Source organism: Cellulosimicrobium sp. G4 BAM 1002 (assembly GCF_057126935.1).
The window spans coordinates 4464699-4477230 of the sequence record NZ_CP182109.1 but is presented as its reverse complement, the minus strand read 5'-3'; the positions used below and the strand labels follow the sequence as shown (position 1 = coordinate 4477230).

The following is a 12532-nucleotide window of genomic DNA, read 5'->3' as shown; positions in this document are numbered from 1 at the left end:
GACGTTCAGGAGCCGCGGAACAGGCGCTTGCGCGACCGCGGGTCGCCGGGGGAGCCGACGGGCAGGTCGTACGCGCTCGTCCACACCGGGACGTCGCCGGGCGGGAGGGCCCGGGCGCCGCCCGCGGTCTCGTGCAGGTGCCGAGCGACGGCACCGAAGCTCTCCCGGCACGAGAGCTGCCCCTCGACGAGGGATAGCGTGACGACGGTGCGGTGCGCGGGGCCGTCGGGCTGGATCGTCGCGACGGCCCGCCCGTGGGAGAAGAAGGCCGCCGCGCGCGGGGTGACGAGGCGGAGCACGTCGAGGTCGTCGAGGAGGAACGCACGGGCTGCGCCCCCGACCTCCCACAGAGACGCGCCCTCGCGGTGCGCGGTGTCGGACGCCCGTCGCTTCCAGCGCAGCGCGCCGAACGCGTCGGCGACCCACCTCGCCGCCGTCTCCAGGTCGGTGGCGAGCACGACGGTGCACGCGGAGAAGGTCCCCCGCGGCGGGTCGGACGTGATGGGGACGGGGCGGCGTGGCACGTCGGTCACGCTAGCGGGCCATGCTCGACGACATGGCGTCAGCAGCAGCGCGACCCGGGGTTGGCGTCCTGCTCGGCGTGGCGCATGCGCCAGTACTCGCGCTCGGTCATCACGACGCAGCCCGGGTGCACGGAGCTCTGGTGCGCGGCGTACGTGGCGTACGCGTCGTCGCCCATGACCTGCCGCACGTACCAGCGGACGGACGCGGCGCCGTCGTGCACGCGCCGGACGACGCCTGACGCGACCGCGGACAGGCGGGCTGCCCGGCCGGCCGAGCGCCCCGCCACGACGGTCGCGCGGACCGTCGTGGCGGGACCCTGCGTGCCCTGTCGCACCGTCACCGGTGCCCCGTCGCGACAGGACGCTTCTCGGGCGGCAGCGCCGCCCACTCCTTCTCGATCTCCTTCTCGGCCTTCGTCGCGACGATGTCGGCCGGGGCGAACCGGCGCGAGGCCACGGGCGGGTCCTCGTGGTTCTCGCCGCCGCCGTCGCGCAGGGCCTTGGCGGTCACGAGCACCGAGGTGACGATGACCACGATCGCGAGCACGACGAACACGATCGACAGCGTGCCCTGGACGAACGTGTTGCGGACGACGGCCTCCATGGCCTCGACCGAGCCGGCCGTGCCGAACGACGTCTCGCCGGCGGCGAGCGCGTCCTTGAACGCGTTGTGGTTGGCCCAGTACCCGACCGCGGGGACGGGGGAGAAGATCTTCTCGATCGACGCCCAGATCGTGATGACGGCGGTGAACGCGAGCGGCGCCGCGACGATCCACAGCCAGCGCTGGTAGCTGCGCCCGCGCTTGGCGACGATCGCCAGCACCACGGCGAGCGCGATGGCGGCGAGGAGCTGGTTCGCGATGCCGAACAGCGGGAAGAACGTGTTGATGCCGCCGAGCGGGTCGGTCACGCCGAGGTAGAGGATGCTGCCCCACCCGGCGACCATGATCGCGGTGCACAACCAGACCCCGGGTCGCCACGTGACGTCGCGGAACTTCGGCGCGACGTTGCCGATCGTGTCCTGGAGCATGAACCGGGCGACGCGCGTGCCGGCGTCGACGGCCGTGAGGATGAACAGCGCCTCGAACATGATCGCGAAGTGGTACCAGAAGCCCATCATCGCGGTGCCGCCCACGAGCTGCTGCATGATGTGCGCGAGGCCGAGCGCGAGTGTCGGCGCTCCACCGGTGCGCGACACGATCGACGGCTCGCCGACCGCCGCGGCGGTGGACGTGAGCATGTCCGGCGTGAGGTTGACGCCCATGAGACCGAGCCCGTTGACGAACGCGACGGCGCCCTCGACCGTGCCGCCCGTGGCTGCGGCGGAGGAGTTCATCGCGAAGTAGATGCCGCGGTCGATGGAGATCGCGGCGACGAGCGCCATGATCGCGACGAACGACTCCATGAGCATGCCGCCGTAGCCGATGAAGCGCGTCTGGCGCTCCTTCTCGACGAGCTTGGGCGTCGTGCCCGAGGCGATGAGCGCGTGGAACCCGGAGAGGGCGCCGCACGCGATCGTCACGAAGAGGAAGGGCCAGAGGGCGCCGGAGACGACGGGGCCGGTCTCGCCGCTCGCGAACTCGCTGATCGCGGGGACGGTGATCTCGGGCCGAACGACGATCACGGCGACCGCGAGGACGACGATGACGCCGACCTTCATGAACGTCGACAGGTAGTCGCGCGGCGCGAGGAGGAGCCACACCGGCAGCACCGCGGCGACGAAGCCGTAGACGATGATCCCGACGGCGATCGTCGTACGGTCGAGGTGGAAGAGCTCCGCCCCCCACGCGGTGTCGGCGACCCAGCCGCCGCCGACGATCGCGGCCATGAGCAGGCCGAACCCGATGAGCGAGACCTCGGTGATCTTCCCGGGACGCAGGTAGCGCAGGTACACGCCCATGAACAGCGCGATCGGGATGGTCATCGAGACGGAGAACACGCCCCACGGGCTCTCGCCGAGCGCGTTGACGACGACGAGCGCGAGGATCGCGACGATGATGATCATGATGAGCAGCGACGCGACGATCGCGGCGGTGCCGCCCACCCGTCCGAGCTCGTCGCGGGCCATCTGGCCGATGGTCCGGCCGCCGCGGCGCATCGAGAAGAACAGGACGAGGTAGTCCTGCACGGCGCCTGCGAGCACGACGCCGACGATGATCCAGATCGTGCCCGGCAGGTAGCCCATCTGCGCCGCGAGCACGGGGCCGACGAGGGGGCCCGCGCCGGCGATGGCGGCGAAGTGGTGGCCGAAGAGCACGCGGCGGTCGGTCGGGACGTAGTCCTTGCCGTCCTCGCGGGACTCGGCGGGCGTCGCCCGGCGGTCGTCGGGGCGCGTGATGTAGCGCTCGATGACCTTGGAGTAGAAGCGGTACCCGATGAGGTACGTGCACACGGCCGCGAACACGAACCAGATCGCGTTCACGGTCTCGCCGCGCACGACGGCGAGCATGACCCAGGCGATGCCGCCGAGCAGCGAGATCGCCGCCCAGAGCGCGATCTTCTGCGGCGTCCACCGGGTGCGGGTGCCTGCGCCGGGAACGGAGTCCGGGACGGCGGTGGGGGGCAGCGACGCGTCCGGCACGATGTCCGGCTCGTCGTCGGGGGCGGCGTTCCGCGCCGCGCGGGTGTCTGTGGTCATCGAGCCTCTCCAGGGTCGCGTCGTTGCGGTCCGACCCCGGAAGGCTAGGGAGGCGTGCGGACGTGATCCAGGTCACGACGGCGGACGGTCGAGGTGTGCGACGAACGGTGGCCCGTGTGCGACGAACGGTCGCGTCGTGCCGAGCGTCGGCGGGGCTCAGGCGTTACGTTCGGAGCCGACCCGTGGAGGTACCGAGCGTGCAGACGTCCCCCCGTCCCCCTGGCCGTGCGACGACCGCGGCGTCCGTGCCGTCGGTCCTCCCTGAGCGGGTCAGGGTGGCGGTCGCCGCGTTCCTGACCGTGGTCGTGGTGGCCGTCCTCGCGATCACGGGCGCGCGTGGCGCGTCCGCACAGGCCGACACGGGGACGCTGTCCCTCTTCAAGCGCATCGAGAACCTCGACACCGGCTCGTCCGAGGGCCGCCGCGAGCTGTGGACGATGCACGCGCGGAACGTCGAGACGGGCGAGGTGATCGAGGGCGACGGTCTCAACGGCGTGCAGTCGCGCCCGGTGCCGGCGGGGACCTACCAGATCTGGGAGTCGGGGGGTGTCGCGGGCTACCGGTTCCAGGACTGGAACTGCGGCGCCGAGGACATCTTCGACCCCACGCCGGAGGTCGTCGTCCCGGCGGGCGGGACCCTCACCTGCACGGTCGACAACGAGGCGATCTCCCCGACGCTGACGCTCGTCAAGGAGGTCGTGGGCGGCACGGCGTCGCCCGAGGACTGGACGCTGCGCGCGCAGGGACCGTCGTCGATCGGCGGACCCTCCGGGTCGGAGTCCGTGACCAACCAGGAGGTCCGCGTCGGCCAGTACACCCTCTCGGAGGAGGGCGGGCCGGACGGCTACCGCGACGACGGCTGGACGTGCGAAGGCGCCGAGGTGGTCGGCAGCACCGTGACGATCGACCTCGCCGACTCGGTGACGTGCACGGTGACGAACGTCGGCCCGGTGACGCCGACCGTGCCGACCCTCACCCTGGTGAAGGAGGTCGTGGGCGGGCCGGCCACGGCCGCGGACTGGGCTCTCACGGCCACCGGCCCCTCCACGATCACGGGCGCCACGGGCGACGCGGCGGTCACTGCGGCCGAGGTCGAGGCGGGCGCGTACGGGCTCACCGAGGCCGGCCCGCCCGGGTACGACGGCGCATGGTCCTGCACCGGCGCAGCCGCCGGCGACGGGTCGGACGGCGCCGTGACGGTCGGCGACGGCGAGGACGTCGTCTGCACCGCGACGAACACGTGGGTCGGCGCGACGCTCACGCTGACGAAGGAGCTCGAGGGCGAGCTGTTCGCCCAGCCCTCGCACTGGACGCTCACCGCGACCGGGGAGCCGGTGCAGGGCGAGCCGGTGACGGTCAGCGGCCCGTCCGGCTCGGAGGCGGTGACGAACGCCCTCGTCCCTGCAGGCGACTACACGCTGACCGAGGACGGGTGGAGCGGCTTCGAGGCCGGGCCGTGGGAGTGCACGGGCGCCGCCGTGGACGGCGACGTCGTGACGATCGGCGAGGGCGCCGTCGTCGAGTGCACCATCACGAACACCCCGCTCCCGTCGCTCCTCACGCTCGTCAAGCAGGTCGACGGCGGCCCGGCCGCGCCCGAGGACTGGACCCTCTCCGCGACGGGGCCCCAGGCCGACGGCGAGCCCGGGACGATCTCGGGGCCCTCCGGCAGCGTCGCGGTGACGCAGGTCGACGTCGGCGAGGGCGTGCACACGCTCGCCGAGTCGGGTGGCCCGCCGGGCTACGAGTCGCAGGGCTGGGTGTGCGAGGGCGCCCTGGTGCAGGAGGGCGCGAGCGTCGTGATCGGTGCCGACGAGGACGTCGTGTGCACGGTGACGAACACGTACGTCGAGTCGACGCTCACGCTCGTCAAGGTGGTCGTCGGCGGCTCCGCGGACCCGGCCGCGTGGACGCTCAGCGCGACCGACTCCGCCGGGGAGACCGTGGCGGAGGGTGCCGCTGGAAGCGCGGAGGTCACGTCCGTCCCGCTCCCGCCGGGCAGCTACGACCTCACCGAGTCGGGTGGCTACGGCGGCTACGTGTCGGAGGGGTGGAGCTGCGGACCTGCGCCGGTCGACGGCTCGACGGTCACGCTGGGCCCCGGTGACGACGTCACGTGCGTCGTGACGAACCGCGCCGAGCTCCCGCACCTCACGCTCGTCAAGGAGCTGGACGACCGTGGGTACACGGGCGACGCCGTCGCGACCGACTGGACGCTCACCGCGGTCGGAGAGGGCGCGGAGCTCTCGGGCGTCACAGGGTCGACCGAGGTCTCCCACGCCGCCGTCCCGCCGGGGCGCTACCTGCTCGGCGAGAGCGGTGGCCCGGACGGGTGGACGGCGCTGCGCTGGGTGTGCGACGGCGCGCGCGTCGTGCAGACACCGCAGAGCGGCGGGTCGCTGGTCTCGACGGTCGTCGTCGAGCCGGGCGACGACGTGACGTGCACGGTCACGAACCACTGGCTCGCGGGCAACCTCACGCTGCACAAGCAGGTGGTCGACGATGTCGTGCCCGTCACGGACTGGGAGCTCACCGCGGCCGGGCCGACGGCGATCTCGGGCTTCGACGGCAGCGCTGACGTCAGCTCCGTGCCCGTCGCCCAGGGCACGTACGACCTGTCCGAGTCGGGCAGCGACTGGGACTACACGCAGGAGGAGTGGGTGTGCGACGGCGGCACGCTCGTCGACGCGGACACCGTGCAGGTGGACGACGGCGCCGACGTGGAGTGCACGATCGTGAACACGGTCCTCGACCCGCCGACACCGACACCGACACCGACACCGACACCGACGGACCCCACCGTCCCGCCCACGGACGGTCCCACGACGGACGGTCCGCCGATGGACGCCGACGGGGACGACGACCTGGCCGCCACGGGCACCCAGGTCGGGACGCTGCTGGCCCTCGCCGTCGCCGCGCTCCTCGTCGGCGGCATGCTGCTCGCCGTCCGACGGCGCCAGGGCTGACCCTGCGTCTGACCGCGCGTCGACCGTCCGTGCGCGTGGCCGAGGGCGCGCCGTCCGCCGCGCGCCGGCTTGCCTCCCGGGCTACTGTCCTGCCGTGAGCGACGGTGGCGAGCGGGGCGGCGAGCAAGGTGGCGAGCGGAGCAGCGCGCGGGAAGCCGGCCACGAGGGCAGGTCGCTGCGCGAGACCGTGACGGTGGTCGTGCTCTCCATCACGGCGGTGCTCACGGCGTGGAGCGGGTTCGAGGCCAGCAAGTGGGGCGGCGAGATGTCGATCGCGTTCTCGCGCGCGTCCACCCAGCGCATCGAGGCGTCCACGCAGCGGGCGCACGCGGACACCGCCCGTGAGATCGACCTCCAGATCTTCGCCCTCTACCTCCAGGGCTACGCGGAGGGCAACACCGAGCTCGAGGAGTTCGCGCGCGAGCGGTTCACGCCGCACTTCGAGCCCGCGTTCGAGGAGTGGTTCGCGTCGCGGCCGCTCCAGAACCCCGACGCCGCGCCGAGCCCCTTCGCGCACGACACGTATGTGCCGCCTGGGCAGGTCGAGGCGGTCGAGGCGGACGCCCGGGCCGACGAGTACTTCGAGCAGGCGCTGCGGAACAACCAGCGGGGTGACAACTACACCCTGACGACCGTGCTCTTCGCCCTCGTGCTGTTCTTCGGTGCCTTCGCGAGCCGGTTCCGCTCCGAGCGCGCGTCCTGGGGCATGGTCGGCGTCGCGTGCGTCGTGCTCGTCGTCGGCGTGGGTCTCCTGCTGAGCTTCCCCAAGATCGTCTGAGGGAAAGACCTTGCAGCGGTCTCATAGCCTGGCGCGATGCTCACCCTGACGACAGAACGCCTCCTGCTGCGCCCGTGGACCGTCGACGACGCCGAGGCGATCCTCGACATCTACTCCCGCTGGGACGTCATGCGCTTCATCGGGACGACGCCGCAGGTCCTGACCACCCTCGACGAGGCCGCCGCGCGCGTGGAGCGGTGGGACGCCGTCGACGACGGGACGCACGGGATCTGGGCCGTGGTGCCGCGCGCGAACCCGGGCGCGTCCGGAGGTGCGCCGACCGACGACGTGCCCGTGGGGACGATCCTGCTCAAGCCGATCCCGGCGTCGGGCACGGGCGACCCGCTCCAGCCCTCGGGGGACACGGAGATCGGGTGGCACTTCCACCCCCACGCGTGGGGTCGCGGCTACGCGACCGAGGCGGCGTCCGCCGTCCTCGCCCACGCGTTCGCGCGCGGGCTCGACCGTGTCGTCGCGGTCACGCACGCCGACAACGCGGCGTCGCAGGCCGTGTGCCGCCGGATCGGGATGACCCACCGCGGCACGACCGACGCCTACTACGGCACGACGTGCGAGCTGTTCGACGTCAGCGCGTCGCGGGAGGCGTCGTCGGCGCCGTGACCTGCGTGAGGCGGCGGACGGCCTCGAGGACGTCGTCGTCGTCGTGCGGCTCGGTGTCGAGCGCGCGGTGGATCGTCATCCCTTCGACGAACGCGTCGAGGACGCGGCACGTCGCAGGGTCGAAGTGCCGGCCGAGCGCGTCCCGGCTGCGGCGCATCCAGTCGTTCGTCAGCGTGCGGTAGGCCGGTTCGCGCGCCGCGAGCGTGTAGAGCTCGTGCGAGAGCACGAGGTCGCGCTGCGTCGCGAAGACGTCGTGCGTGATGAGTGCCGTCACCGCCTGGACGGCCTCCTCGGGGCTCCCGGCCTCGGCCATGCGGCGCTCGAGCTGGGCTGCGACGTCGCGCGCGAACCGTCCGAACGCCTCACGGAGGAGCTCGTCCATCCCCGCGAAGTGGTACGTCATCGAGCCCAGCGGGACGTCCGCCGCGGCGGCGACCCGGCGGTGCGACGTGCCCGCGACGCCGTGCTCGGCGATGACGTCGAGGCACGCCTCGACGATGCGGTTGCGCCGGTCGGGGTCGTGGCGCCGCGGACGCTGCGTCCGCGGCGCCTGCGGGGAGTCCGGTGCGCTCATCGGTCAGATGTTCTCGCGGATCACGCGCGCCGGGTTGCCGACGGCCACGACGTTCGCGGGCAGGTCGCGCGTCACGACGGAGCCCGCCCCCACGACCGTGTTGTCACCGATCGTCACGCCCGGGCACACGATCACCCCGCCGCCGAGCCACACGTTGTCGCCGAGCGTGATGGGCTCGGCGGCCTCGAGCTTGTCGCGCCGGGGCTGCGGGTCGACGGGGTGGGTCGGGGTGAGGAGCTGGACGTTCGGGCCGATGAGGCAGTCGTCGCCGATCGTGATGGCCGCGACGTCGAGCGCGGTGAGGCCCGAGTTCACGAACGTGCGGGCACCGAGGTGCACGTTGCTGCCGAAGTCCACCGCGAGCGGCGGCTTGACCCAGGATTCCTCGCCGAGGGAGCCCAGCAGCTCGGTGAGGATCTCGTGCGCACGGGTGTTGTCGCCGTCGCCGTCGAGCACGGCCCGGTGGAACGCGTCGACGAGGCGCAGGCCGCGCTGCACGCCGGTGGTGATCGCCGGGTCGTCGGCGACGTAGAGGTCGCCCGCGGCCATGCGCTCGTAGCTCGTCCGGTCGTCCCCGGCGAAGTAGTCGGTGGTGGTCATGCGGTGGCCTCCTCGGGCTCGGGGGTGCGGCGATGCGGGTCATCTTGCCGGTCGTGAGGTCGGTCGGGGTCCTGGCCGACGGCGTCCGGCCGGCCTGCGGGCCGGCGTCGCGGAGCGAGCACGCCCGCCACGAGCACGACGACGACGCCCGCCAGCGGCAGCACGAGCAGCCCGGCGCGCAGGCTCGTCGCGTCGGCGACGAGCCCGACGATCGGCGGCGAGAGCAGGAACCCGAGCCGCATGAGCCACGACACGAGCGTGAGGCCCGTCCCGGCGCGCAACCCGGGCAGCTCGTCGGCCTGCTGCATCGCCGCGGGGACGAGCGTCGCGACGCCGAACCCCGCCGCGGCGAACCCCGCGATCGTCCCGGGGACGGAGGGGAACGCGAGGGCGAGGCCCGTCCCGACGGCGACGAGTGCACCGCCTGCGCGCGCGACGGCGCGCTGCCCGAACCGGTCGACGAGCCGGTCCCCGACGAGGCGCCCGACGAACTGCGCGCCGACGAGAGCGACGAACCCGGTCGCGGCGAGCGTCGCGGGCGCGCCGAGCGACCCGGACAGGTAGACCGCCGCCCACGTGCTGCCGGCGTCCTCGACCAGCGTGCCGGCCACGGCGACCAGGACGAGCGCGGCCAGGACCGCCGTCGTCCGGCCACCGGCCGCCGGACCGGTCGGTGTCCCCGCGTCTGCGGCTGCGGCGTCGGGCACGACGCCGTCGAGGCCGGGGAGGCACCACCGCAGCGCGACGAGCGCGACCACGGAGAACAGCGCGCCGGTGACGCCGAGGTGGACTCCGAGCGGCAGGTCGAGGGCGATCGCGGCGGCGGCCATGGCCCCGCCGAGCACCGCGCCCACCGACCACAGGGCGTGGAAGCCGTTGATGATCGAGCGGCCGTAGCGTCGCTGGACGCGCAGCCCGTGGGCGTTCTGCGCGACGTCGGTGAACGCGTCCGTCGCCCCTGCCGCGAAGAGCGCCACGACGAGCAGCGGGAGGACGGGTGCGAGGCCCGCGAGCAGGATGCCCGTCGCCGTCAGGACCGTGCCCGCGACGGCGACGCGTGCCGAACCGAACCGGCGGACGAGCGACGCGGCCGCGAGACCGGCGGCGATGGCGCCCGCGGGCAGTGCCGCGACGGTCAGGCCGTACGTGGCGTTGCCCAGCTCGAGCCCGGCCTTGATCTCCGGGTAGCGCGGCACGAGGTTGGCGATCAGCGCGCCGTTCGTGAGGAAGAGCATCCCGACGGCGCGCCGTGCACGGCGCACGTCGGGCGTCGGGCGCAGGACGCCGGTCGAGGTCATGCGGACGAGCGTACACATGATGCGTACGAACGTACACGAGCGCGCGTGAGAAGACCGCCCCCGCACCCGCCCTCTCCCGCCCTCGCGCGGACGTGCTCGCCGCCGAACCCGGGGTTGTCGGCCGTCTCGGGGCCGGGTCGACCCGCAACCCCGGGTTCGACGACTCGTACGGGGCGCGACGGCCGGGCTCAGTCGCCGGTCGTGGCGCGCACGAAGCGGACCAGCTCGTCCGCCACCGCCTCCGGCTCCCACATGTGGCCCGCCCCCGCGACCGCGCGGGACTCGCCGGCCGGTACCGCGGAGGCGATCCTCTCGGCGGATGCGGGCATCTCGGGGTACGTCGACGTCCCGTAGATCGCGAGCACCGGCACGTCGACGCTCGCGAGCGAGCCGTCCTCGACCGCGGCCGTCGCCCACACGAGCGACTGCCCGTCGGCGCGCTGGCTCCGTGACCCGCGCGCGAGCTGCTCGAAGTCGGGGGACTGCCGCATGCCGTCGAGCCACTCCGGCGGCATGTCCTTCATGTACTGCTCGGTCGCGCCGACGTAGTCCTCCGCGTCGAGCCGGCGCTCGAACTCGTCGATCCACGCCTTCGTCGCGGCCGCGTCGTCGCCGAGCGGGATCTCCCACAGCACGAGCCCCGTGACCGGCAGCCCGGCGTGCACGGCTGCCAGAGCGATCGAGCAGCCCGACGAGTGCCCGCACAGCACCGCGCCGCGCCCCGACCCGCCGTCGGCGACGGCGATGACCGCGGCGACCGCGGCGAGCTCACGCTCGAGGTCGAGCGTCCCCTCCGCCGGGCTCTCGCCCCTGCCGAGCCGGTCGAAGACGACGGACCTGATCCCGTGACCCGACACGAGCTCGGCGGTCTCGGTCGTCCACGGGTCGCTCGCGCGGGACGGACCGGCGCCGGCGACGAATACCAGCCCGGGTCCCTCGCCGCGGCGGTCGTACGCGACGGTGTCGCCGCGGCTGGTGGTCACGTGCTCGGTCATGGGTGCTCCCTGGGTACGGTCCCGCTGGTCGGTCCTCGAGGGCCGACCGTCGCAGGATGGACCGGCGGGCGGGTCCGGACTCATCGCGAGGGGCCGGCGAGGCGGCGGGCATCCCCGCCCCCTAGGCTCGGGGCATGGACACCGAGGAACGCCTGGCCGTCTTCATCGACTACGAGAACCTCGCGCTGGGCGCGCGCGAGCACCTGGGCGGCATGACGTTCGACTTCGGGCCGATCGCCGACGCGCTCGCAGTGCGGGGACGTGTCGTCGTCCGGCGCGCCTACGCGGACTGGTCGTACTTCGACGAGGACCGGCGCTCGCTGACCCGCCACCAGGTCGAGCTCATCGAGATGCCGCAGCGCATGGGCGCGTCCCGCAAGAACGCGGCCGACATCAAGATGGTCGTCGACGCGATCGAGATGGCGTTCGAGCGGGACTACATCTCGACGTTCGTCATGTGCACGGGGGACAGCGACTTCTCCCCGCTCGTCCACAAGCTGCGCGAGCTCAACAAGCGCGTCATCGGGGTGGGCGTCGAGAAGTCGACGTCGCGCCTCCTGCCGCCCGCGTGCGACGAGTTCCTCTTCTACGACCGCCTCGAGGGCGTCGACGTCCCCGACGAGCCGGCCCCGCGCAGCGTGCGGTCGCGCGCCGGCGCCGACAAGGCCGCGGCGGCCGGCAGCGGTGCCAAGGCGCGTCGTGGGGGCCGCGCGACGACACGGCGGAAGGCGAGCGACGGCGCGGACACGATCACGACGACGGGGGCGGCCACCGAGATCGCCGAGCCCGCGGCCGAGACGCCCGAGGCGGCGCTCGCGGAGCTCGGTGAGGCCGTCGGCCGCGCATCGCGTCGGGGCGAGCCCGTGACGACGCGCGCTGACGAGGTGGACGGTGAGGAGACCTCGCTCGCCGGGTCGGGGACGACGTCGGGCACCGAGGTTCCGGCGGCGGCGGCCGCTGAGCCGGCGGACGAGGTGGAGGACGACGCGCCCGCGGGGGAGGACGTCCCGATGGAGGTGCGCGTCGCGCAGACGCTCGCCGACCTGGAGGCCTCCACGAGCGGCGCGGTCACCGCGTCGGTGCTCAAGCGGACGCTGCTGCGCAAGGACCCGACGTTCAGCGAGGCGGACTACGGATTCCGCACGTTCGGCGAGTTCCTGCGGTTCCTCGCGGACCGCGGCTTCGTCGAGCTGGCCCCTGGCCCCGCTACCGGCGACCCGGAGGTCTCGCTGCCCGCGCAGGGCGACACCGACCAGACCTTCGCACTCCTGCGCTCGGTCGTGCAGGAGGAGGGCGGTTCCGCTGCGCTCTCGGGTCTGAAGAACGCGATCCGCAAGCGGCGCCCCGACTTCAGCGAGAAGGCGCTGGGCTACCGCGGCTTCCTGCAGTTCTGCAAGGCGGCGCAGGCCGCGGGCGCCGTCGACCTCGCGTGGGACGACGACGCCGACGACTACCTCGTGACCGCTCCCTGATCGACCGGAACGCGTCGAACCCCGGGTTGTGGGTCGTTCACCCGCTGGTGTGACCCGCAACCCGGG

The 12532-nt window shown here is 73.3% G+C and carries 11 protein-coding genes; 4 read left to right on the top strand and 7 right to left on the bottom strand.

The features are described 5' to 3' along the window. Nucleotides 1-5 precede the first annotated feature (5 nt). From ACMXGY_RS19935 to ACMXGY_RS19925, 3 genes are read right to left on the bottom strand one after another with little or no spacing between them, the layout of a single operon-like run. On the bottom strand, nt 6-524 hold the full coding sequence (locus ACMXGY_RS19935) for a hypothetical protein (protein WP_483774708.1): 519 nt from the start codon (nt 522-524) through the stop codon (nt 6-8). Between the two features lie 38 nt (nt 525-562). Further along, nucleotides 563-865 carry a YbdD/YjiX family protein gene (locus ACMXGY_RS19930; protein ID WP_483774707.1) on the bottom strand — a complete coding sequence of 101 codons (303 nt, stop codon included), beginning with the start codon at nt 863-865 and terminating at the stop codon, nt 563-565. Next, on the bottom strand, nt 862-3162 hold the full coding sequence (locus ACMXGY_RS19925; RefSeq protein WP_483774706.1) for a carbon starvation CstA family protein: 2301 nt from the start codon (nt 3160-3162) through the stop codon (nt 862-864). The genes ACMXGY_RS19930 and ACMXGY_RS19925 overlap by 4 nt, the downstream gene beginning before the upstream one ends. Before the next feature lie 197 nt (nt 3163-3359). On the opposite strand from ACMXGY_RS19925, the gene ACMXGY_RS19920 reads away from it, so the two are divergent. The 3 genes from ACMXGY_RS19920 (at nt 3360) to ACMXGY_RS19910 (ending at nt 7527) form a co-directional block, all read left to right on the top strand. Next, nucleotides 3360-6128 carry an LPXTG cell wall anchor domain-containing protein gene (locus ACMXGY_RS19920; protein ID WP_483774705.1) on the top strand — a complete coding sequence of 923 codons (2769 nt, stop codon included), beginning with the start codon at nt 3360-3362 and terminating at the stop codon, nt 6126-6128. A 94-nt stretch (nt 6129-6222) separates the two neighbouring features. Then, nucleotides 6223-6906, top strand: coding sequence for a hypothetical protein (locus ACMXGY_RS19915; RefSeq protein WP_483774704.1), 684 nt, complete (start codon nt 6223-6225; stop codon nt 6904-6906). A gap of 36 nt (nt 6907-6942) precedes the next feature. Further along, a complete protein-coding gene (locus ACMXGY_RS19910) occupies nt 6943-7527 on the top strand; it encodes a GNAT family N-acetyltransferase (RefSeq protein WP_483774703.1) in 585 nt (194 codons plus the stop codon). On the opposite strand, the gene ACMXGY_RS19905 is transcribed toward ACMXGY_RS19910, so the two are convergent. The 4 genes from ACMXGY_RS19905 to ACMXGY_RS19890 all read right to left on the bottom strand — a co-directional run bounded on the left by ACMXGY_RS19905 (nt 7493) and on the right by ACMXGY_RS19890 (nt 10994). Continuing rightward, nucleotides 7493-8101: a TetR/AcrR family transcriptional regulator gene (locus ACMXGY_RS19905; protein ID WP_483774702.1), complete on the bottom strand. Its 609-nt coding sequence runs from the start codon at nt 8099-8101 to the stop codon at nt 7493-7495. The two genes, ACMXGY_RS19910 and ACMXGY_RS19905, sit on opposite strands and share 35 nt — an antisense overlap. A 3-nt stretch (nt 8102-8104) precedes the next feature. Next, the gene (locus ACMXGY_RS19900) at nt 8105-8701 is read right to left on the bottom strand and encodes a sugar O-acetyltransferase (protein WP_483774701.1); all 597 of its coding nucleotides are present in this window, start codon (nt 8699-8701) and stop codon (nt 8105-8107) included. Next, complete coding sequence (locus ACMXGY_RS19895) at nt 8698-9999, bottom strand: MFS transporter (RefSeq protein WP_483774700.1); 1302 nt, start codon at nt 9997-9999, stop codon at nt 8698-8700. Before ACMXGY_RS19895 ends, ACMXGY_RS19900 begins: the two co-directional genes overlap by 4 nt. Nucleotides 10000-10187: 188 nt before the next feature. Next, on the bottom strand, nt 10188-10994 hold the full coding sequence (locus ACMXGY_RS19890; protein ID WP_483774699.1) for an alpha/beta fold hydrolase: 807 nt from the start codon (nt 10992-10994) through the stop codon (nt 10188-10190). A 134-nt stretch (nt 10995-11128) separates the two neighbouring features. On the opposite strand from ACMXGY_RS19890, the gene ACMXGY_RS19885 reads away from it, so the two are divergent. After that, nucleotides 11129-12466, top strand: a complete 1338-nt coding sequence (locus ACMXGY_RS19885) for an NYN domain-containing protein (RefSeq protein ID WP_483774698.1) — start codon at nt 11129-11131, stop codon at nt 12464-12466. The last annotated feature ends 66 nt before the right edge of the window (nt 12467-12532 follow it).

Bases quoted from the DNA above. Each gene is read 5' to 3' on its own strand.
- ACMXGY_RS19925 (WP_483774706.1), bottom strand. From the start codon at position 3,162: ATGACCACAGACACCCGCGCGGCGCGGAACGCCGCCCCCGACGACGAG.
- ACMXGY_RS19895 (WP_483774700.1), bottom strand. From the start codon at position 9,999: ATGACCTCGACCGGCGTCCTGCGCCCGACGCCCGACGTGCGCCGTGCA.
- ACMXGY_RS19900 (WP_483774701.1), bottom strand. From the start codon at position 8,701: ATGACCACCACCGACTACTTCGCCGGGGACGACCGGACGAGCTACGAG.
- ACMXGY_RS19890 (WP_483774699.1), bottom strand. From the start codon at position 10,994: ATGACCGAGCACGTGACCACCAGCCGCGGCGACACCGTCGCGTACGAC.
- ACMXGY_RS19885 (WP_483774698.1), top strand. From the start codon at position 11,129: ATGGACACCGAGGAACGCCTGGCCGTCTTCATCGACTACGAGAACCTC.
- ACMXGY_RS19910 (WP_483774703.1), top strand. From the start codon at position 6,943: ATGCTCACCCTGACGACAGAACGCCTCCTGCTGCGCCCGTGGACCGTC.
- ACMXGY_RS19905 (WP_483774702.1), bottom strand. From the start codon at position 8,101: ATGAGCGCACCGGACTCCCCGCAGGCGCCGCGGACGCAGCGTCCGCGG.